The sequence below is a fragment of the Mesorhizobium sp. C089B genome (assembly GCF_030323125.1).
Classification (GTDB): Bacteria; Pseudomonadota; Alphaproteobacteria; order Rhizobiales; family Rhizobiaceae; genus Mesorhizobium.
On record NZ_CP100469.1, the window covers coordinates 6,223,113 to 6,244,319 of the forward strand.

Annotated in this window: 17 protein-coding genes and 2 pseudogenes; 14 read left to right on the top strand and 5 right to left on the bottom strand. The window is 63.7% G+C overall.

What is annotated here, in order from left to right; translation table 11 throughout:
- The first annotated feature begins 2 nt into the window (after nt 1-2).
- Nucleotides 3-1,328, top strand: a complete 1,326-nt coding sequence (gene glcF / locus NLY44_RS30380) for a glycolate oxidase subunit GlcF (RefSeq protein WP_023804490.1) — start codon at nt 3-5, stop codon at nt 1,326-1,328.
- Between the two features lie 4 nt (nt 1,329-1,332).
- On the opposite strand, the gene NLY44_RS30385 is transcribed toward glcF, so the two are convergent.
- Together NLY44_RS30385 and NLY44_RS30390 are read right to left on the bottom strand one after the other, a co-directional pair.
- Nucleotides 1,333-2,253 carry a bifunctional 5,10-methylenetetrahydrofolate dehydrogenase/5,10-methenyltetrahydrofolate cyclohydrolase gene (locus tag NLY44_RS30385; protein WP_023804489.1) on the bottom strand — a complete coding sequence of 307 codons (921 nt, stop codon included), beginning with the start codon at nt 2,251-2,253 and terminating at the stop codon, nt 1,333-1,335.
- A gap of 270 nt (nt 2,254-2,523) precedes the next feature.
- On the bottom strand, nt 2,524-3,267 hold the full coding sequence (locus NLY44_RS30390) for a L,D-transpeptidase (RefSeq protein WP_023692344.1): 744 nt from the start codon (nt 3,265-3,267) through the stop codon (nt 2,524-2,526).
- Nucleotides 3,268-3,476: 209 nt separating this feature from the next.
- Here NLY44_RS30390 and NLY44_RS30395 point away from each other — a divergent pair, with 209 nt between their 5' ends.
- Nucleotides 3,477-4,115, top strand: coding sequence for a DNA-3-methyladenine glycosylase I (locus NLY44_RS30395; protein WP_023670545.1), 639 nt, complete (start codon nt 3,477-3,479; stop codon nt 4,113-4,115).
- A gap of 127 nt (nt 4,116-4,242) precedes the next feature.
- On the opposite strand, the gene NLY44_RS30400 is transcribed toward NLY44_RS30395, so the two are convergent.
- Nucleotides 4,243-4,488: a hypothetical protein gene (locus NLY44_RS30400; RefSeq protein WP_023692341.1), complete on the bottom strand. Its 246-nt coding sequence runs from the start codon at nt 4,486-4,488 to the stop codon at nt 4,243-4,245.
- A gap of 203 nt (nt 4,489-4,691) precedes the next feature.
- Between NLY44_RS30400 and hisS the strand changes: the two genes are divergently transcribed.
- The 5 genes from hisS to NLY44_RS30425 all read left to right on the top strand — a co-directional run bounded on the left by hisS (nt 4,692) and on the right by NLY44_RS30425 (nt 11,379).
- Nucleotides 4,692-6,197: a histidine--tRNA ligase gene (hisS, locus tag NLY44_RS30405; protein ID WP_286456228.1), complete on the top strand. Its 1,506-nt coding sequence runs from the start codon at nt 4,692-4,694 to the stop codon at nt 6,195-6,197.
- 172 nt (nt 6,198-6,369) lie between these two features.
- Nucleotides 6,370-7,488, top strand: a complete 1,119-nt coding sequence (locus NLY44_RS30410) for an ATP phosphoribosyltransferase regulatory subunit (protein WP_023804487.1) — start codon at nt 6,370-6,372, stop codon at nt 7,486-7,488.
- Nucleotides 7,485-8,186: an ATP phosphoribosyltransferase gene (gene hisG / locus NLY44_RS30415; RefSeq protein ID WP_023692339.1), complete on the top strand. Its 702-nt coding sequence runs from the start codon at nt 7,485-7,487 to the stop codon at nt 8,184-8,186. The genes NLY44_RS30410 and hisG overlap by 4 nt, the downstream gene beginning before the upstream one ends.
- A gap of 233 nt (nt 8,187-8,419) precedes the next feature.
- Nucleotides 8,420-10,180 (top strand): AMP-binding protein, encoded by a 1,761-nt coding sequence (locus NLY44_RS30420; protein ID WP_023692338.1) that lies wholly within the window; start codon nt 8,420-8,422, stop codon nt 10,178-10,180.
- A gap of 95 nt (nt 10,181-10,275) precedes the next feature.
- Nucleotides 10,276-11,379, top strand: a complete 1,104-nt coding sequence (locus NLY44_RS30425; protein WP_023704465.1) for a calcium:cation antiporter — start codon at nt 10,276-10,278, stop codon at nt 11,377-11,379.
- A gap of 107 nt (nt 11,380-11,486) precedes the next feature.
- On the opposite strand, the gene NLY44_RS30430 is transcribed toward NLY44_RS30425, so the two are convergent.
- Nucleotides 11,487-12,395 carry a hydrogen peroxide-inducible genes activator gene (locus tag NLY44_RS30430; protein WP_023667719.1) on the bottom strand — a complete coding sequence of 303 codons (909 nt, stop codon included), beginning with the start codon at nt 12,393-12,395 and terminating at the stop codon, nt 11,487-11,489.
- Between the two features lie 140 nt (nt 12,396-12,535).
- Between NLY44_RS30430 and katG the strand changes: the two genes are divergently transcribed.
- Nucleotides 12,536-14,731: a catalase/peroxidase HPI gene (gene katG / locus NLY44_RS30435; RefSeq protein ID WP_023804486.1), complete on the top strand. Its 2,196-nt coding sequence runs from the start codon at nt 12,536-12,538 to the stop codon at nt 14,729-14,731.
- A 64-nt stretch (nt 14,732-14,795) separates the two neighbouring features.
- On the opposite strand, the pseudogene NLY44_RS33140 reads toward katG, so the two are convergent.
- Nucleotides 14,796-15,472: pseudogene (locus NLY44_RS33140) on the bottom strand (MIP family channel protein).
- A gap of 319 nt (nt 15,473-15,791) precedes the next feature.
- Here NLY44_RS33140 and NLY44_RS30450 point away from each other — a divergent pair.
- The 6 genes and pseudogenes from NLY44_RS30450 to NLY44_RS30475 all read left to right on the top strand — a co-directional run.
- The gene (locus tag NLY44_RS30450; RefSeq protein WP_023704462.1) at nt 15,792-17,081 is read left to right on the top strand and encodes an RsmB/NOP family class I SAM-dependent RNA methyltransferase; all 1,290 of its coding nucleotides are present in this window, start codon (nt 15,792-15,794) and stop codon (nt 17,079-17,081) included.
- 72 nt (nt 17,082-17,153) lie between these two features.
- Nucleotides 17,154-17,606 carry a TspO/MBR family protein gene (locus NLY44_RS30455; RefSeq protein WP_023804485.1) on the top strand — a complete coding sequence of 151 codons (453 nt, stop codon included), beginning with the start codon at nt 17,154-17,156 and terminating at the stop codon, nt 17,604-17,606.
- A gap of 84 nt (nt 17,607-17,690) precedes the next feature.
- Complete coding sequence (locus NLY44_RS30460; protein ID WP_023701303.1) at nt 17,691-18,149, top strand: PaaI family thioesterase; 459 nt, start codon at nt 17,691-17,693, stop codon at nt 18,147-18,149.
- 127 nt (nt 18,150-18,276) lie between these two features.
- A complete protein-coding gene (locus tag NLY44_RS30465) occupies nt 18,277-18,945 on the top strand; it encodes a 5'-methylthioadenosine/S-adenosylhomocysteine nucleosidase (protein WP_023804484.1) in 669 nt (222 codons plus the stop codon).
- Nucleotides 18,946-19,000: 55 nt separating this feature from the next.
- On the top strand, nt 19,001-20,563 hold the full coding sequence (gene guaA / locus NLY44_RS30470) for a glutamine-hydrolyzing GMP synthase (protein ID WP_023732330.1): 1,563 nt from the start codon (nt 19,001-19,003) through the stop codon (nt 20,561-20,563).
- A gap of 282 nt (nt 20,564-20,845) precedes the next feature.
- Nucleotides 20,846-21,122: pseudogene (locus tag NLY44_RS30475) on the top strand (Arm DNA-binding domain-containing protein); the annotation flags it as partial.
- Between the last annotated feature and the right edge of the window lie 85 nt (nt 21,123-21,207).

A 21,207-nucleotide genomic window follows, 5' to 3' on the forward strand; every position in this document is an offset into this window, starting at 1 on the left:
TAATGCAAACTAACTTCTCCCTTGCCCAGCTTGCTGATCCCCATGTCGCGGAATCGGAGAAGATCCTGCGCAAATGCGTGCATTGCGGCTTCTGCACCGCCACTTGCCCGACCTATGTGACATTGGGCAACGAGCTGGATTCGCCACGCGGGCGGATCTATCTCATCAAGGACATGCTGGAGAACGGCCGCCCGGCCGACAAGCAGATCGTCACCCATATCGACCGCTGCCTGTCCTGCCTGGCCTGCATGACCACCTGCCCGTCGGGCGTCAATTACATGCACTTGGTCGACCATGCCCGCGCCCATATCGAGGAAACTTACAAGCGGCCGCTGCTCGATCGGCTGATCCGCGCCATGCTGTCCATGGTGCTGCCCTATCCCACACGCTTTCGCGCCGCGCTGAAGTTGGCGAAACTGGGCAAGCCATTCATTGGCCTATTCGAAAGGCTGCCGGCGCTGAGGCCGCTGGGTGCGATGCTGAAGCTGGCGCCGGCATCGATCCCGGCGGCCTCGCCGATGGCCTCTCCCGGCGTCCATGCCGGCAAGGGGACGAAGAAAGGTCGCGTCGCCATCCTCACCGGCTGCGCCCAATCGGTACTCGACCCCGCCATCAATGAGACGACGATTGCATTGCTGACACGGCTGGGCGTCGAGGTCGTGGTGCCGCAGGGCGAAGCCTGCTGCGGCGCGCTGGTCCATCATATGGGCCGCGAGGCAGCAGCCCTTGCCTCGGCACGGCAGAATGTCGATGCGTGGACGCGTGCCATCGACCAGGGCGGGCTCGACGCCATCGTCATCACCGCATCGGGCTGCGGCACAACCATCAAGGATTACGGCTTCATGCTGCGCCTCGATCCGGCCTATGCCGACAAGGCCGCGCGGGTCTCGGCGCTGGCCAGGGACATTACCGAATATCTCGCAAGCCTCGACCTGCCCGAGCCGGTGCGCAAACCCGGCACCGTCGTCGCCTATCACTCCGCCTGCTCGATGCAGCACGGTCAGAAGATCACCCGCCAGCCGAAGGAGCTGCTGTCCAAGGCGGGCTTCGTCGTGCGCGAACCGCGCGAGGGGCATCTGTGCTGCGGCTCCGCCGGCACCTACAACATCCTGCAGCCGGAGATTTCGGAGAAGCTGCGCGACCGAAAGGTGAAAAACATCGAGGCCACCGGCGCGGAGATCGTTGCCACAGGCAATATCGGCTGCATCACCCAGATCGCTTCGGCTGCAAAGCTGCCGGTGGTGCACACGATCAAGCTGCTCGACTGGGCGTATGGTGGTCCGAAGCCGGAGGGCGTCTCCGAAGGAAACCTGGTCGCCGCCGAGTAAGCAGCTATTCCGCTGCCAGCCGGTCCACCACGCCATACGTCGCCTGGTAGCGCGCGCGCTGGCGGCTGAGCGCTACCATTGTGTTGCGCAGCAGGATCGCCACGGTGATCGGACCGACGCCGCCGGGCACCGGCGTGATCCAGGACGCGACTTCCTTCACGCTCTCGGTGTCGACGTCGCCGACGATGCGGCTCGCGCCGTCCGGGCCGATCTCGGAATTGATGCCGATGTCGATGACGGCCGCACCGGGCTTCACCATGTCGGCCTTGATCAACCGCGGCTTGCCGACGGCGACGAACAGCGCATCGGCGCGGCGCGCATGTGCCGCCACCGAGCGCGTCATGTGATGGCACACCGTCACCGTTGCGCCTTCGCTCATCAGCAGGAAGGCAATCGGCTTGCCGACGATCTCGGAATGGCCGACGACGACAACTTCGAGCCCCTTGAGGTCGAGGCCGGTTTCCTTGAGCAGCTCGACCGAGGCCGCAGCCGTGCAAGGCGCGAGGTCGAGCTGGTTGTAGACGATATTGCCGATCGACGCCGGATGCATGCCCTCGACGTCCTTCAGTGGATGCACCGCCGCTTGCAGCGTCTTGATCGGGATATGCGCCGGCACCGGCCGCTGGATGATGATGCCGGTGACGCGCGGGTCGGCGTTCAGGCCGTGGATCGCCGCCTCGAGTTCGCCGGCGCTGATGTCGGCGGGGAACCGCCGCTCCTCGAAACCGATGCCGGCAAGCGCGGCCTTGGCGCGCTGGTTGCGCACATAGACATCGACGGCAGCGGTATCGCCGACGGTGATCGACACCAGCTTGGGCGGAAAACCTTCGGCGGTGGCGATGGCGGCATCCTCGCGCACGGATGCCATGATGCGCTGGGCGACCGGGCCGCCCCGGAGATAGCGGCTATCGTCTGGCGGAGACATGGCTGAACCTTTGCAGCGAGTTTGGCGCAGGGGAGTTTGGCCGTCCCTATAGCAGGGGAAATGCGGCAAGGCAGCGTGAAAGCGAACCGTCATCCCCCTGGCGCGACGTTCTGGCGCAGCCTGGCTCAGCTATAGCCGCAAAGAGAAAGGGCAGCGCGGTTTCCCAGGCTGCCCTTTCCTGACTGGCCGCATCCCCACACGGCCCGTCCCCCGTAAACTCTTCCCGACCCTGAAGGTCTAACCTTCTGGACCAGATGATTCGGTAGGCGACTATATCACGACCACGGTGGTTCCAACATTGACCCTCTCGTAAAGGTCAACCACGTCCTCGTTGCGCATGCGGATACAGCCGGAAGACACCGAGCCGCCGATGGTCCATGGCTGGTTGGTGCCGTGGATGCGGTATTCCGTCGTGCCGAGATAGAGCGCGCGGGCGCCGAGCGGGTTCTCTTCGCCACCGGCCAGATAGGTCGGGAGGTAGCGGCCCTTGGCGGCCTCGCGCTTGATCATCTCCGCTGGCGGGCGCCAGTCCGGCCAGACGCGCTTGTTGGTGATCTTGTGCGTGCCAGACCATTCGAACCCAGGCTTGCCGGTGCCGACGCCATAGCGCCGCGCCTTGCCGTTCTTCTCGACCAGGAACAGGAAGTTCTGCGTCGTATCGATGACGATCGTGCCCGGCTTCTGCGGGCCGTCATAGGCGACTTCCTGCGGCAGGTAGAGCGGATTGATCTGCGGCCGCATCACCACGCGCTTGGCCGGCGCCTGCACGGAAGCAGTGCGCACCCGATCGGGTCGCGCCGGCTGCGCATAGCGAACGCGCGGCTGTTGGACCACCTGTCGGCTCTGCCGCACGATGCCGGGCGCGCGGCCAAGCTGCAGCACCCAGGGTGCGGAAAGGTCGGGGCTCACCATCACCGGCGGCCTGTCGGCATAGCGGTCGTTGGCGGCAGAGGAGGTGACGCCGGCGGCCAGAATGGCCACGGCGCCGAGCACGGAACGCAAAAAGATCTTCATCGGAACGCACCTTGATCGTCGAACGGACGGAGGCGGAACTTGCCCCCGGTTGCGCGATCCTTGGCGCGAAGCGGCAACCGAAACATGAATCGGAATGCGTAAAATGCCGCTTTGTCAGTAAACCTTTTGGTGTGGTTACCGCCGGGTTCAGGAATCTGGTAAAGCCGCGGTAAATGCAGCGCGAAAGCGCGTTAACGGATGGATTGGCCATGGCGCAAGACAACACCGGACTGCTTACCGGCTCCGACGGGATCACGCGCTGCTTCTGGCACGGCAATCTGCCGGACTATCTGCACTACCACGACCATGAATGGGGCCGGCCGGTCGCCGACGACCGCAGGCTGTTCGAAAAGATCTGCCTCGAAGGCTTTCAGTCCGGCCTGTCCTGGCTGACCATTCTGCGCAAGCGCGAGAATTTCCGCGAGGCCTTCGCCGGTTTCGACTTCGACAAGGTCGCTGCCTTCACCGACGAGGATGTCGAGCGCCTGGTCGCCAATGCCGGCATCATCCGCCACCGCGGCAAGATCGTCTCGACCATCAACAACGCCAAACGGGCGTGCGAAATGGTCGACGAGTTCGGCTCGCTGGCCGCCTGGTTCTGGAAGTTCGAGCCGGGGCCGAAGGAGCGGCCGGCGGTGGTGGACATGGCGCATCTACGCGCCAACCCGACGACAGGGGTCTCGATCAGGATTTCGAAGGAGTTGAAAAAGCGCGGCTGGACCTTTGTCGGCCCGACGACGGTCTACGCCTTCATGCAGGCGATGGGTCTGGTCAACGACCATCTCGAAGGCTGCGTGTGCCGGGAGCAGGTGGAGAAGGAACGCAAGGCCTTTAAGAGGCCGAAGTAGGGCGCTGTCCCCCTACCTCCCCCTTGTGGGGAGGTCGCGCCGAAGGCGCGGGTGGGGGTATCTTGGCGCTGCACCCCCACCCCGACGCTACGCGTCGACCCTCCCCACAAGGGGGAGGGTAAGGAACTCACGTCCCGCTGGCGCCCGTCAGAAAAAGCCCGGCGACAATCGCCGCCAGTGCCGCAAAGGCCGGATAAATCACCAGCAATCCGGTCATCAGCGCCTCGCGCATGGTCGAACCCTTGCGCTCGTCGGCAGTGACCTCAAACGGACCGGGGCTCGCCGTCACCTGCGCACGGCTCTCGGCCGGCCGCAGCCGGACTTCATGCAAGCCGTCGTCTCTGATATCGAATTTGCGTTCCGCCGTGGTCATTGGCCCAACCCCTTGTGTCGGCACGCTTATCGGCTCTGATTGTGTCGGCACGATGCCGCGCCGATGGCGGAATTGTTTCCTTTTGGTGCGTTTCGTTTCGAAGGAGAAGGAAAGAGCGCAAACCCTTGCCGCACCAAGCCGCTTCGGTTAGGACACGCCCACTCCAAACAAGTCATCGATTACTAAGCGAAAAGACCCATCCCATGGCCGACAAATCGGAAAAGACGAAAGCGCGGCTGCCGCGCGGCTTTGCCGACCGCAGCGCCGACGATATCCGCGCCGTCGAGAAGATGATGGCGACGATCCGTTCGGTCTATGAGCTCTACGGTTTCGAGCCGGCCGACCAGCCGCTGATCGAGTACACCGATGCGCTCGGCAAATTCCTGCCCGACCAGGACCGGCCGAACGAAGGCGTTTTCTCGTTCCAGGACGATGATGAGCAGTGGCTGTCGCTGCGCTATGATTTGACTGCGCCGACGGCGCGTTTCGTCGCCGAGAATTTTGAGAAGCTGCCGAAACCCTATCGCAGCTACCGCTCCGGCTGGGTGTTCCGCAACGAAAAGCCCGGCCCGGGCCGCTTCCGCCAGTTCATGCAGTTCGACGCCGACACGATCGGTACGCCGGGCGTCGCAGCCGACGCCGAGATGGCCATGATGATGGCCGACGTGATGGAAGCGCTTGGCATCAAGCGTGGCGACTACGTCATCCGGGTCAACAACCGCAAGGTGCTGGATGGCGTGCTGGAGGCGATCGGCCTTGGCGGTGACAACAATGCCGGCCGCCGGCTGACCGTGCTGCGCGCCATCGACAAGCTGGACAAGCTCGGGCCGGAAGGCGTGAAGCTTCTGCTTGGGCCGGGCCGATGGGATGGCGGCAAGGAAGGCGAGGGCGACTTCGCCAAGGGCGCTGGTTTGGACGACGGGCAAGCTGAAGCATTTCTTCTCGCCACGGCAAGGAACGCACAGGTCGACCAGGTTTCCATAGTGAGCTCGAACTCGACTTACCAAGAAGGCGTCGGCGAGCTCGCGACGATTGAAGCCCTGGTCAGGGCGGCCGGATATGGCGAAGATCGCATCGCCATGGACCGCTCCGTCGTGCGCGGCCTCGAATACTACACCGGCCCGGTCTTCGAAGCCGAATTGCTCGCCGAAATCCCCAACGAAGACGGCCAGATCGTGCGCTTCGGTTCGGTCGGCGGTGGCGGCCGCTATGACGGGCTGGTCTCGCGCTTCCGTGGCGAGCCGGTGCCGGCGACCGGCTTTTCGATCGGCGTCTCCCGCCTGATGACGGCGCTGAAGAACCTCGGCAAGCTGGACCCCACCGATGTCATCGCGCCGGTCGTCGTGCTGGTCATGGACAAGGATACCGATAGCCTTGGCCGCTACCAGAAGATGGTCGCAGAGCTACGCGCCGCCGGCATCCGTTCCGAAATGTATCTCGGCGGCGCCGGCATGAAGGCGCAGCTGAAATATGCCGACCGCCGCGGCAGCCCGGTCTCCGTTATCCAGGGCGGCGATGAGCGCGCCAAGGGCGAGCTGCAGATCAAGGATCTGATCGAAGGCGCGCGGATGTCGGCTGAGATCACCGACAACGCCGAATGGCGCGCCGCAAGACCGGCACAGGTCACGGTGCCGGAGGCTGAGCTGGTCGCCGAGGTGAAGAAGATTTTGGCTGCGCAGGCCGCTGACCGTGCGAAGGGTGGCGCTTGAACGCCCCCCTCTGGCCTGCCGGCCATCTCCCCCTCAAGGGGGGAGATTGGATGTTGCGTAGGCTTTCGCCAATCTCCGCCGGTGAAGAAGAGGCGCTGCGCCGTAAGCTGCCAATCTCCCCCCTTGAGGGGGAGATGGCCGGCAGGCCAGAGGGGGGTGCCTCGCGCCGCCCATGACCTCCCGCCCCGCCATCGCATCCGAAATCACCAAGCTCTTCGCCACCCGCAACACCCATGCGGTGGAGGTCGCCGTGCTGCAGCCGGCCGATCCGTTCCTCGACATGGCCGGCGAGGATTTGCGCCGCCGCATCTTTCTCACCGAAAGCGAGACCGGCAAGACGCTGTGTCTGCGGCCCGAATTCACCATCCCCGTCTGCCTCGACCACATCGCCTCGCAGGCGGGCACGCCGCGTCGCTATTCCTACATCGGCGAAGTGTTCCGCCAGCGCCGCGAGGGCGGCAACGAGTTCTTTCAGGCCGGCATCGAGGATCTCGGTGACCGCGATACGGCCGAGGCCGATGCGCGTTCGCTGGTCGATGCGCATGCGCTGCTGCAGCTGGTGCTGCCGGCGCAACCTCTTGCGATCACGCTCGGCGACCAGACCATCTTCGAGGCGGTGCTGGCGGCCCTCGGCCTGCCGCGCGGCTGGCGCATGCGACTTGCGCGCGCCTTCGGTTCGGCGCCGATGCTGCAGGCAGCGTTGTCCGATCTCGCCAACCCGCCACGCAACGGTCAGCTTGACGGCGAAGTCGCGGCCCTTGTCCTCGATGGCGATCTCGAAGCGCTTTCCGCCCACATTGCCGGCGGCATGGAAGAGGCCGGCCTGCTGGCATCCGGCGGACGCGCGCCCGCCGACATTGCCCGGCGGCTGATCGAAAAGGCCGAACTGCGCAGCGTGCGGTTGTCGAACGAAGCGTTTGCGGCGCTCAGGGATTTTCTCGCCATCGACGTGCCGCTCGACGGCGCGAGTGCTGCGCTCGAAAGTTTTGCGGCCTCTGCCGGGCTTTCGCTGGGCGCGGCGCTGGAAAAATTCGCCGCCCGCGCCAAAGCCATCGAGGCACATGGCCTGCCTGCAAAGACGATCCGCTACGACGCTGCCTTCGGCCGTCCGCTGGATTACTACACCGGCATCGTCTTCGAGATCGCAGCACTTGGTGGCGAGCGGCCGCTGGCCGGCGGCGGTCGCTACGACCGGCTGCTGACCCTGCTCGGCGCCAAGACGCCGATCCCCGGCGTCGGCTTCTCTGTCTGGCTCGACCGCATCGAAGCGCTGCGGGGAGAGCCGCAATGATCACGCTGGCGATCCCATCGAAAGGCCGGCTCAAGGAGCAGGCCGTGGAGGTACTGGCCAGGGCCGGGCTTGCCGTCAGCCTGCCCGGCGATGAGCGCCAGTACCGCGCCCGCATCGACGGCACTGAGGGCATCGAGGTGGCGTTCCTGTCGGCGTCCGAAATCGCCGGCGAGATTGGGCAAGGTTCGGTCGACCTCGGCATTACCGGCGAGGATCTGCTGCGCGAAAACCTCGCCGACTGGGAGGCGCGCGCCGAAATCGTCGCTCGCCTCGGCTTCGGCCATGCCGATGTCGTGGTCGCGGTGCCCGCCATCTGGCTCGACGTCGATACCATGGCCGATCTCGACGATGTCGCCGCCGATTTCCGCCAGCGCCACGGCAGGCGGCTGAGGATCGCAACCAAATATTGGCGGCTGACGCAACAATTCTTCTCGCAAAAGCACGGCATCCAGGTTTACCGCATCGTCGAAAGCCTCGGCGCCACCGAAGGCGCGCCGGCGGCAGGCCTTGCCGATGTCATCGTCGACATCACCACCACCGGCTCGACCCTACGCGCCAACCATCTCAAGGTGCTGGCCGATGGGGTTGTGCTGAAGTCGCAGGCCTGCCTCGTGGCTGCCAGGAAAGATCGTGCTGCTGCGGATGAGGCGCTAGTGCGGGAAATAGCCGCGAAGATGAGCGCGCTCCCTCCCCCTTGAGGGAGGGTGGACAGCCGCCAAAGGCGGATGGACGGGTGGGGTCGCTCCGGCAGTGCTCGACGCGAGACGACCCAAGCCGGGTCGACCGTGAGCAAGGAAGTCGAGCACTTCGCCGAGGGTCCCACCCGCCTCGCTTCGCGAGGCACCCTCCCCGCGAGGGGGAGGGGAACCGCCTCTACTTTCCACCATCCCATCAGGCTGATAGGCTCGCCATATCCCGGGAGGAAACGGCGATGGCGATCAATCTCGACGAGCTCAAGAACGCCACCAATCTGCGCGGGCGCGGCAGGGCTTTCATCGCTCCGCTCGACGGCCGGGCACATGTGTCGGGCGACCGTTCGGTGCCGCTGCTCGACAAGACGATCCCTCAGCTTTTCTCCGGCACGGTCAGCAAATACGCCACGCAGGATGCTGCCGTCTTCGTCGGCCAGGACAAGCGCTTCACCTGGAGCGAATTGTCGGACACGGTCGATACGCTCGCCGCCGGCTTCCTGGCGCTCGGCCTCGAAAAAGGCGACCGTGTCGGCATCTGGTCGCCCAACCGCTGGGAATGGCTGGTCACCCAATTCGCCACCGCTCGCATCGGCCTGATCCTGGTCAACATCAACCCGGCCTACCGGCTGACGGAGCTGGAATATGCCCTCAACAAGGTCGGCTGCAAGGCGCTGGTCACCGCCGCCAGTTTCAAGACCTCCGACTATCTCGGCATGATCGAGACGCTGGCGCCTGAGCTCGCCAAGGCCACCCCCGGCAAGCTCAAGGCGCAGAAATTGCCGGCGCTGAAGATCGTCATCCGCATGGGCGATGACAACTCGCCCGGCATGTTCAATTTCGCCGACGTGCTGTCGATGGCCGGCCGTGACGAGCATGACAGCCTCGACCGCATCTCCGAAGGGTTGAAGCCGGGCGAAGCCATCAACATCCAGTTCACTTCGGGCACGACGGGCGCGCCCAAGGGCGCGACGCTGACCCACACCAACATCGTCAACAACGGCAATTTCGTCACCGCGGCAACCAAGCTCACCGTCGACGACCGGCTCTGCATCCCGGTGCCGCTCTACCACTGCTTCGGCATGTCGATGGGCACGATGGGCTGCGTCACCAAGGGCGCGACCATGGTGTTTCCTGGCGAGGGTTTTGACGCCGGCGCGACGCTGAAGGCGGTGGCGCAGGAACGCTGCACCGGCCTCTACGGCGTGCCGACCATGTTCGTCGCCATGCTTGACCACGCCGACTTCACCAGCTTCGATCTCTCCAGCCTGCGCACCGGCATCATGGCGGGCTCACCATGCCCGATCGAGGTGATGAAGAAGGTGGTGACGCTGATGCATATGGAAGAGGTGACCATCGCCTACGGCATGACCGAGACCAGCCCGGTCTCGTTCCAGAGCAGCGTCGACGATCCGCTGGAAAAACGCGTCTCCACTGTCGGCCGCATCCATCCGCATGTCGAGGTCAAGGCCATCGACGCCGAGGGCGCCACCGTCGCCGTCGGCGCGCCGGGCGAGCTGTGCACCCGCGGCTATTCCGTCATGAAAGGCTACTGGGACGACGCGGAAAAAACCCGCGAGGCGATCGACGCCGACGGCTGGATGCACACCGGTGATCTCGCCACCATCGACGCCGAGGGCTATTGCAACATTGTCGGCCGGGTCAAGGACATGGTCATCCGCGGCGGCGAAAACGTCTATCCCAGAGAGGTCGAGGAATTCCTCTACCGCCATCCCAAGGTCAAGGAGGTGCAGGTGTTCGGCATTCCCGACGCCAAATATGGCGAGGAGCTGTGCGCCTGGATCGTGCTGAAGCCCAACCAGATCGCCACCGAGCAGGAGATCAAGAATTTCTGCGCCGGCCAGATCGCCCACTACAAAATCCCCCGCTACATCCGCTTCCGCACCGAACTGCCGATGACGGTGACGGGCAAGCCGCAGAAGTTTCTGATGCGGGAAGCGATGGTGGAGGAACTGGGGCTGGTGGTGCAGAAGACGGCTTGAGGGTTGAACGCCGGGGACGGGACTGCCGGGCTTCGAAACGACATTGGGGTGCTCGACAGGCTTCCGCAAGGTTCGCCGAACGCATTGGGGCTTGAATGACTGGTTTCGCACGATCAGCGACTTCCTATGCGATGCCTTTGGCCGCGCTGGCACTGGCCGTTGCGGTCAGAGTCAGCGGGCTATCGGTGGACGAAGGTTCGCCGAGCGTCAGGATTCTCGTCGGAGCGCTCTCGAGTGCGATCATGTTCATCACTATTTTCGTGGTGCTCGATCACGCCGAGGCGGTGGCCCACCGTGTGGGGGAGCCTTACGGCACATTGGTGCTGACTTTTGCCGTGACGGCAATCGAAGTGTCGATCATCGTTTCCATGATGCTGCATGGAGAGAACAACCCCACGCTTGCACGTGAATCGGTCTTCTCGACAGTGATGATTGCCTCCACCGGCGTTGTCGGAATGTGTCTCACGTTTGGCGGCTGGCGGCATCGCAAGCAGGCAATTGTCCGGCAAGGGACCAGCGCATATCTGGCGGTTTTGGCCGCACTGACCGTCATGACGCTTATCCTGCCGACCTACACGCGGACCACCGATCCCGGCACATTTTCGGCAGCTCAGCTTGGCCTGGTAAGCGTTCTTTCCGTGCTGCTCTATGCAAGCTTTGTGTTCGCGCAGACAGTCCGGCACCGGGACGATTTCATCGAAGGACTGGCACACGACCTTTCGGCGCGAACCGCCCCTCACAAAAGCATCTCTTCCAGCGCTCTGCTCCTGGTAATCGGACTGATCGGAATTGTCATGCTCGCCGAGCAGGTCGCCGCAAGTGTTGAAAATGCGCTCGTTGCTTACCAGGTGACCCAGGCTGACAGCATTGTGGGGGCAATGATCGCGGGTCTGGTTTTGATGCCGGAAGCCATTTCGGCGGTTCGCGCTTCACTCAACAATGAGCTGCAGCGCGGCCTGAATGTCGCAATGGGTTCGGCTTGCGCCACGATTGGTTTGACGATACCTGCGGTCGCAGCAGCCAGCCTGCTTACGGGACGAGGGTTGACCCTGGGGCTCCCGGAAGCTGACGCCGTACTTTTGGTTTTAGCGCTTTTCATATGCGGCGTAAGCTTTAGCAACGAAAGGACGACCTTCCTGACCGGAATCGTCCATGCCGTTGTGTTTTTTACGTATGTATTTCTGGTATTTATCCCTTGAGGCTTTGGTGCGATCTGGCGACCAACCATCAAGGCGGGTATTCTCGAACGCGCCTGATTTGAGTTTCTTTTCGGGGTTCCCAAGGCGCCATCTAAGACCCGAACGACTCACACCCCCAGCACCGCCGCATCCAACCCCCGAATGATCTTCGCCAGTTCCACGCATTCATCATGCCGCACCTTGTTGCGGCGCCAGGCGAGGCAGATCGTGCGTTGCGGCATTGGCTCCTGGAACGGCACGATCTTGAGGTCCGGCATGGCGCTGGCCGGCCTTGCCGCCATTTCGGGGATGAGCGTGACGCCGAGACCATGCGCCACCATCTGCAAGAGCGTCGTCAGGCTGGTGGCGCCATAGCTTGCCATTGCCACCGGGCGCACGCTGCCGCACAGGGCCAGCGCCTGTTCGCGCAGGCAGTGGCCTTCCTCCAAAAGCATCAACCGCTCCAGCGCCGGGCTTTCCGGCGGCACCGGTGGCGAGGCGAAGGCTGGATCTCCGGCTGGCACGGCGAGGAAGAAGCGGTCGGCGAACAGTTCCTCGGTGACCAGGCCCGGCTGCTCGAGCGGCAGCGCGGCGATGAAGGCGTCGAGCCGTCCGGTTGCCGTGTCCTCGACCAGTGATGCCGTCACTGCTTCGCGCAGTTCGAGCTGCAGGGACGGAAAATGCCGTTTCAGTTCCGGGAGCACATGCGGCAAAAGATACGGCGCCACGGTCGGGATGATGCCTAGCCGGAAGCGGCCTTCCATGGCCGGGCGGCCGCGCCGGGCCGTCGTCTCGACGTCGCTGATATCGCGCAGGATGCGCTCGATGCGTGGCAGCAGCGCTTGCGCCTCTTCCGTCATCCGCACCGTCTTGCCGCCGCGCTCGAACAGCCGGCAGTTCAGCCTTTGCTCCATCTCGGCGATCTGCGCGGACAGCGCCGGCTGGCTGACGCCGGCGAGTTTTGCGGCGCGGCCGAAATGCAGCGTTTGCGCCAAAGCCTCGAAATATTGCATCTGCCGCACGGTCAAGCCAATCATAAGGAAAACCTATCGCAATAAACAGGAAAGGCAATTTGTTTTTATCGGAGAGACGGCTTAGTCTGGAACCATTCCAGAGTGGCGCGGCTCCCGGCCGGCCCGGAAAAAACAACACATAAATCAGGAATTCGGAGGCCAAGATGGACGCGATGACCGACGACAACAGCGCCGGCAAATGCCCGGTCGTGCATGGAACCTCCGCCAGGACCAACCGCGACTGGTGGCCGAACCAGCTCGACATCGGCGTTCTCCACCAGCAGTCGAGCCTTTCGGACCCGATGGGCGAGGCTTTCGACTACGCCGCGGAGTTCAAGACGCTCGACCTCGACGCGGTGATCGAGGATTTGCACAAGGTGATGACGGATTCGCAGGATTGGTGGCCGGCCGATTTCGGCCATTACGGGCCGCTGTTCATCCGCATGGCCTGGCACAGCGCCGGCACCTATCGCATCGGCGACGGCCGGGGTGGCGCCGGTGCGGGCCAGCAGCGTTTCGCGCCGCTGAACAGCTGGCCGGACAACGCCAATCTCGACAAGGCGCGCCGGCTTTTGTGGCCGGTCAAGCAGAAATACGGCTGCAAGATCTCCTGGGCCGACCTGTTGATTCTCACCGGCAACGTCGCGCTGGAATCGATGGGCTTCAAGACCTTTGGCTTCGCCGGTGGCCGCGCCGATGTCTGGGAGCCCGAGCAGGATGTCGACTGGGGTTCGGAAACCAAGTGGCTCGACGACAAGCGCTATTCCGGCGACCGTGAGTTGCACGGCCATCTCGGCGCGGTGCAGATGGGCCTGATCTACGTCAACCCGGAAGGGCCGAACGGCAAGCCGGATCCGCTGGCCTCGGCCCGCGACATCCGCGAGACCTTCGGACGCATGGCAATGAACGATGAGGAAACCGTGGCGCTGATCGCCGGCGGCCACACCTTCGGCAAGACCCATGGCGCCGGTGATGCAACACTGGTCGGCGCCGAGCCGGAAGGCGCGGGCATCGAGGCGCAGGGCCTCGGCTGGTCGAGCAAGCATGCCACCGGCATTGCCGGCGATGCGATCACGTCCGGCCTCGAAGTTACCTGGACGACGACGCCGACCAAGTGGAGCAACAACTTCTTCGACAATCTCTTCAACTTCGAATGGGAGCTGACCAAGAGCCCGGCCGGGGCCCATCAGTGGACGCCGAAGGGCGGCTCTGGCGCGGTTACGGTGCCGGACGCGCACAATCCCTCGAAGCGTCATGCGCCGGCAATGCTGACCACCGACCTCGCGCTGCGGGCCGACCCGGCCTATGAGAAGATCTCGCGCCGCTTCCACGAGCATCCGGAGCAGTTCGCCGATGCCTTCGCCCGTGCCTGGTACAAGCTCACCCATCGCGACATGGGGCCGGTCGTGCGGTATCTCGGCCCGCTGGTGCCGAAGGAAGAGCTGATCTGGCAGGATCCGGTTCCGGCCGTCGACCATGAGCTGGTCAGCGACCAGGATATCGCATTGCTGAAGGCCAAGATCCTGGCTTCGGGCCTCAGCGTTTCGCAATTGGTCTCGACCGCCTGGGCCTCGGCCTCGACCTTCCGCAACTCCGACAAGCGCGGCGGCGCCAATGGCGCGCGCATTCGCCTGGCGCCGCAGAAGGACTGGGAGGTCAACCAGCCTGTCGAACTGGCTACCGTGCTGGCGAAGCTCGAAGCCATCCAGAACGAGTTCAACGCAGGCGGCAAGAAGGTCTCGCTGGCCGACCTCATCGTGCTCGGCGGCGTCGCCGCGGTCGAGAAAGCCGCAACGGATGGCGGCAATGCGGTGAAGGTTCCCTTCACGCCCGGCCGCACCGACGCCTCGCAGGCGCAGACCGACGTCCATTCCTTTGCGGCGCTCGAGCCGAAAATTGACGGCTTCCGCAACTATGTCAGGGGCAAACCGCCGATGTCGGTCGAAGCCATGCTGGTCGACCGGGCGCAACTGCTCAACCTGACGGCGCCGGAGATGACGGTGCTGGTTGGTGGCCTGCGCGTGCTCGGCGCCAACACCGGCGGCTCGAAGCATGGTGTGTTGACCGACAGGCCGGGCACGCTGACGAACGACTTCTTCGTCAACCTGCTCTCGATGAGCACCATCTGGGATCCGGCCTCCGAGCCGGGCTCGCATGAGGTCTATGAAGCACGCGACCGCAAGACCAGGGCAGTCAGGTGGACCGCCACACGCGCCGACCTGATCTTCGGCTCGCATGCGCAGCTGCGCGCGCTGGCCGAGGTCTACGGGTCGGCGGATGCCGGGCAGAAATTCGTTGGCGATTTCGTCAAGGCGTGGACCAAGGTGATGAACGCCGACCGTTTCGACATCGCTGCCTGATACAACCTCCCAAACGAAGGGCGCGGGCCGAGGCCCGCGCCCTTCGTTTTCGCAGGCTTCGAAATCAGTCCTTTTCGAAGATGCGTGCCTTGGCGACGACGCCAGCGATTGCGCCGCCGATCAGCGGCGCAACGATGAACAGCCAGAGCTGGCTGAGGGCCGCGCCGCCGGTAAACAGCGCCGGGCCGATCGAACGCGCCGGATTGAGCGAGGTGCCGGTCACCGGGATCATTGCGAAGTGCAGTCCGGCCAGCGTCAGGCCGATGACCAGGCCGGCGAACGCCGTCGAGTGCTTCTCGGCGGTGACGCCGAGGATGACGGTGACGAAGGTGAAGGTGCCGATCAGCTCCCACAGGAAGGCCGAACTCGTCCCCATTTCGCCACGTCCCAGCCATTGGCGCCGAAACCGGTGGTGTGCCCGCCGGTCTGGCCGGAGACGATGATCCACAGCGCCAGCGAGGCCAGAATGGCGCCGATGATCTGCGCGATCCAGTAAGGAATGACATCCTTGGCCGGCAGCCGGCCGGCAAGGAAGACGCCGAGCGTGACGGCCGGGTTGAGATGTGCGCCTGAGATGGGACCCACCGCGTAAGCCGCCGCAATCAGGCCGATGCCGAACGCCAGGCCGATGGCTTCCTGGCCCAGCGGCAAGTCGGCAAGAAAGCCACCCGTCGCCACCGACGCCGTGCCGATAAACACCAATAGAAATGTCCCTAGAACTTCCGCAAGATACGTTTTCATTGCCCTCTCCTCGTATCGATCCGCCGGTCCGCTTTTCCGCGCCGCGAATCATGGCGCAAAGAGTATTCCCAACGCAAAAGCTTGGAAAGCAGAGCAATTGCGCCACAGATCGTGCTTACGGCGGCCAGTTACCAACATTAGAGACCTTGCATATATTTGAGATTTGTTATCGCCGGCGTGCAGACATTTGCCGGCGGGGAAAATCGTCGGCCGCAAGCGGAAGGCCTCGTCGCCGCGAAATTCAAGCGGGGTTCAATCTCGACGCGAAACGCTCTAAGAGCAGGCCGAAAGATACTGTGCTCGATAGATGGAATGACGAATGCGACTGGGCGGACGGCTGGCGGCAGCCATTGAAGTGCTGGACGACATTGGCCGGCGCCACCGGCCGGTGGCCGATGCGCTGAAAGATTGGGGCCTGTCGCATCGCTTTGCGGGCGGCGGCGACCGCGCGGCGATCGGCAACATCGTCTACGACGCGCTGCGCCACAAACGTTCCGCCGGCTGGCTTTTGGGTGAAGACACGCCCCGCGCCATCGGCTTCGGCGCGCTGCTCATCGAATGGGGCCAGACGCCGCAGTCGCTCAACGATGCGCTCGAGGGCGACAAGTTCGCGCCACCGTTGCTCAGCGCCGCCGAGTTGCAAGCGCTGGCCGAGCGCCGGCCTGAAGACGCGCCGGAGGCGGTGCGGGCGGACGTACCCGACTGGTGCGCGCCGTTGTTCGAACGAGCCTTTGGCGCAGACTGGGTTGCGGAAGGGGCGGCTTTGGCGACCCGCCCGCCGCTCGACATCAGGGTCAACACGCTGCAGTCCGACCGCGCCAAAGTGCTGGCGGAACTCGCCGACACCGGCGCCAAGGCAGCTGCTATTGCGCCGCAAGGCATTCGCATCCCGCCCATCGACGGCGACGGCCGGCACCCCAACGTACAGGCCGAGCCGGCTTTCCAAAAGGGCTGGTTCGAGGTTCAGGACGAGGGTTCGCAGATCGTTGCAACCCTTGCCGGCGCGCAAGCCGGGATGCAGGTGCTCGATTTCTGCGCCGGCGCCGGCGGCAAGACGCTGGCGCTATCTGCGGCGATGGCCAACAAAGGTCAGGTCTTCGCCCATGATGCCGAAAAGGCGCGGCTGGCGCCGATCTTCGACCGCATCCGCCGTTCGGAAAACCGCAACGTCCAGGTTGTCACCAAGCCGGCTGAGCTCAGCCCCCTCGCAGGCCACATGGACATTGTGCTGGTCGATGCGCCCTGCACCGGCAGCGGCACCTGGCGGCGCCGTCCAGACGCCAAATGGCGGCTGACGCAAAGACAGCTCGATGCCCGCAAGGGCGAGCAGTCGGCGATCCTCGATGCGGCGAATGCCTATGTCAAACCGGGCGGACTGCTGGTCTACATCACCTGTTCGGTGTTCGACGAGGAGAATGGCGAGCAGGTCGCCGCCTTTCGCGAACGGCACAAGGGCTTCGTTCCGGTCGATCATCGCGCGCTCTGGGATGCCAGCTTCCCCGGTCACGCAGCGGCCGCCCGGATCGGCAAGACAAGCGATATCTCGCTGTCGCCGGCTCTGAGCGGCACCGACGGGTTCCATTTCTGTGCGCTGCGTCGGGCGAATTGACGCTGCGATTGACAGGCTGACATAGCGCCAGTTGCAGATGCGCGGCGTCGGCCGCCAGACGGGGTAGAATTCTTGCAAAGATATGTGTCGCTTCTGCTTTTCCTCCTTCTGGTGCTCGGCGGCGGCCTGTTGATCGGCTATGCGACGCTGCCGGGTGAATGGTATGCCTCGCTCGCCAAGCCGCCCTTCAACCCGCCCAACTGGGTCTTCGCGCCGGCCTGGACGCTCCTCTATGTGCTGATCGCCGTGGCCGGCTGGCGGACATGGGAGCGGGAACAAGCAGCCGCCGCGATGAAGATCTGGGCCCTCCAGCTTGTTCTGAACTTCGCGTGGTCGCCGACTTTCTTCGGCGCCAAACAGATGGGGCCGGCACTGGTCGTGATCCTGGCTCTTCTCGCCAGCATTGCGCTGTTCATAGCCACGGTGTGGAACCGCGACCGGGTTTCCGGCTGGCTGTTTGCGCCCTATGCCGCGTGGGTAGCCTTCGCCACCTTGCTCAACGCGTCGCTGCTCCTGTTGAACTGAGTGCTTTGCTGCAGTGCAGCAAAAGCATTTGCGTGGCGTTCAGGCGTCTGCGATAAGCTTTGCAGATAAATCAGGGCGATGGCCATGGCAGCAAAGATCGTACCCGCACCCGATTATGAGGACCGCGTCAGGGCGTCGTTCGCGCGCCAGCAGGCGATGGCGACCATCGGCGCCGAACTGACGCTTGTGACGCCGGGCATCATCGAGATCGAAATGCCCTATTCCCAGGCACTGACCCAGCAGCACGGTTTCCTGCATGCCGGGGTGATTTCGACGGCGCTGGACTCGGCCTGCGGCTATGCCGCATTTTCGCTGATGCCGGAAAATTCCGGTGTGCTGACCATTGAGTTCAAGGTCAACCTCCTGGCGCCCGGCCGGGGCGAACGCTTCCTGTTCCGCGGCTCGGTGACCAAACCCGGCCGCACCATCATTGTCGCCGATGGCCAGGCGTACGCCTTTGCCGCCGATGGCGAGGCCAAGCTGATCGCGACCATGACCGGCACGATGATGACGGTGGTTGGCCGTGACGGGATAGCGGGATGAGGAGTGGTCCGTGTAACCGACGAAAAGCCCCCAAATTGGCTTTTCGAGCGACCCGGAGCCATAGCGAAGGGCCGGCAGCCGACGAGAGCACCGCCCTTTTTGTTCCGCAGCCGAGGGAGTCGAATTCATGACCGGCAAAGTGTCGCGAATTGGCGGCAAGGACGTTCTTTTCGTCATGGCGGCGCAGGCCGAGTACGGTCCGCATCTGCAAAAACTGTTCACGCCGCTGATGACGGGCGTCGGCCCGGTAGAGGCAGGTGTGCGGCTCGGCGCCGAACTGTCATGGCTGAAATCCGAGAAGGCGTTGCCCGATCTCGTCGTCTCGCTCGGCTCCGCCGGCAGCCGCACGCTTGAACAGACGCAAATCTACCAGGCGGTCTCGGTCAGCTATCGCGACATCGACGCTTCGCCGCTAGGCTTCGAAAAAGGCGCGACGCCGTTCCTCGACCTGCCGGTGACCCTCCCGCTATCATTCAGGATACCGGGCATTAAAGAAGCCAGCCTGTCGACCGGCGGCGCCATCATCACCGGTGCCGCCTATGACGCCATCGCCGCCGACATGGTCGACATGGAAACCTTCGCCTGCCTGCGCGCCTGCCAGTTGTTCGATGTCCCGCTTATCGGCCTGCGCGGCATTTCAGACGGCGCAGCCGATCTGCGCCACGTTGGCGACTGGACCGAATATCTGCATGTCATCGACGAGAAGCTGGCGGATGCAGTCGTGCGCCTCGAACGGGCCATCGGCTCCGGCACGCTACACAAGGAGCAGCCTGGGCAAGAGCCGGCAGCGCTCTGAAAGTCGGGCTACGCACCCCATTGCGCCGACTCGTTTCTTTCTCTAAAGGCTCGCCATGACGACAGCCAATCATCCCGATACAGTCCTGATTGTCGATTTCGGCAGCCAGTTTACGCAGCTCATCGCCCGCCGCATCCGCGAGGCTGGCGTGTTTTCCGAGATCGTGCCGTTCCAATCGGCCGAAGCTGCCTTCAAGCGCATCAATCCGAAAGCCGTGATCCTGTCGGGCGGTCCCGCCTCGACATCGGACATCGGCAGCCCACGCGCGCCCCAGATCGTCTTCGATGCCGGCGTGCCGGTGCTCGGCATCTGCTACGGCCAGATGGCCATGTGCGTGCAGATGGGCGGCGTCGCCGAAAGCTCGAACCATCGCGAATTCGGCCGCGCCTTCGTCGAGATCGAAAAGGACAGCCCGCTGTTCGAGGGCCTGTGGGCGCCAGGCCAGCGCCACCAGGTGTGGATGAGCCATGGCGACCGCGTCATCTCGCTGCCCAAGGGGTTCGAAGTCTTCGGCAAGTCGGAAGGCTCGCCTTTCGCCATCTTCGGCAACGTCGCGCGCAAGATGTACGGCATCATGTTCCACCCGGAAGTTGTGCATACGCCGGATGGCGCCAGGCTGCTGAGAAACTTCGTGCACAACATCGCCGGCATCGAAGGCGACTGGACGATGCGCGCCTATCGCGAGCATGCGGTCGAGACAATTCGCAAACAGGTCGGCAAGGGCAAGGTGATCTGCGCGCTGTCGGGCGGCGTGGATTCATCGGTCGCCGCACTTTTGATCCACGAAGCGGTCGGCGACCAGCTGACCTGCATTCTTGTCGACCATGGCCTGATGCGCAAGGACGAGGCCGCCGGCGTGGTGGCGATGTTCCGCCAGCACTACAATCTGCCGCTGATCCTGGTCGACGCGTCGGAAAAATTCATCTCGGCGCTGGAAGGCGAGTCCGACCCCGAGAAGAAGCGCAAGACCATCGGCCGGCTGTTCATCGAAGTGTTCGAGGAAGAGGCCAAGAAACTCGGCGGCGCCGATTTCCTGGCGCAAGGCACGCTCTATCCCGACGTCATCGAGAGCGTCTCCTTCACCGGCGGCCCGTCGGTGACCATCAAATCGCACCACAATGTCGGCGGCCTGCCGGCGCGCATGAACATGCAGCTGGTCGAGCCGCTGCGCGAACTGTTCAAGGACGAGGTGAGGGCACTGGGCAAGGAACTCGGCCTGCCCGAAAGTTTTATTGGCCGCCATCCGTTCCCTGGACCAGGCCTTGCCATCCGCTGCCCCGGCGGTATCACCCGCGAAAAGCTCGAAATCCTGCGCGAGGCCGACGCCATCTATCTCGACGAGATCCGCAAGGCCGGCCTCTACGACGCCATCTGGCAGGCTTTCGCCGTGCTGCTTCCGGTGCAGACCGTCGGTGTGATGGGCGACGGCCGCACCTACGAATTCGTCTGCGCCCTGCGCGCCGTGACGTCCGTCGACGGCATGACCGCCGACTTCTACCACTACGACATGGCTTTCCTCGGCGCGGCGGCCACCCGCATCATCAACGAAGTCCGCGGCATCAACCGCGTCGTCTACGACGTGACGTCAAAGCCGCCAGGCACCATCGAGTGGGAGTGATTCAGGCCCACTCAAACGCCGCCGAAAACACGCCATTGTACGCCATAACTATTTGACAACACATATAAACCCATTCGGCGACAATCGGTGCGCAGAGATTGGATTGACGGACCGGCTGACGGACCTTCCGCATATTGGTAGCTCAGATTTTTCGAAGTACCGTCAGATCCAATGAGGCTCTGACGGTATTTTTTTATGCCTTAAGGAATTGAAGATAAAACAAAATTTCTGCCGAAGAGCCTCGAAATTGTACTGACGGTACTTTTCAGGAGGTAGCGGGGAATGCTGACGGACGTCGCCCTTAAAGCCCTGAACCAAAAGAGAACATCTACAAGATTGCAGACCGTGACGGCATGTATGTCCGCGCGATGCCCAGTGGTGCGATCTGGTTCGGCTGGACTACAGGCTCAACGGACGCCAGGAGACGGTCTATCTAGGCAGGTATTGGCGGGGCGGAATCTCACTTACCCTTGCCCGAGAGAAGTGTCTCGACGCGAAGCGCGCTATTGTCGAGGGACGATCGCCGGCGATCGAGAAACAGCGCGACAAGCGCCGAGTTGTGACCCCGGTCTCCGGCCGACTTCAGCGCCGAAATGGCTACCAAACCAAAGCGATGCCCGGGCCTTCAAGGCCTCTTCTTAATC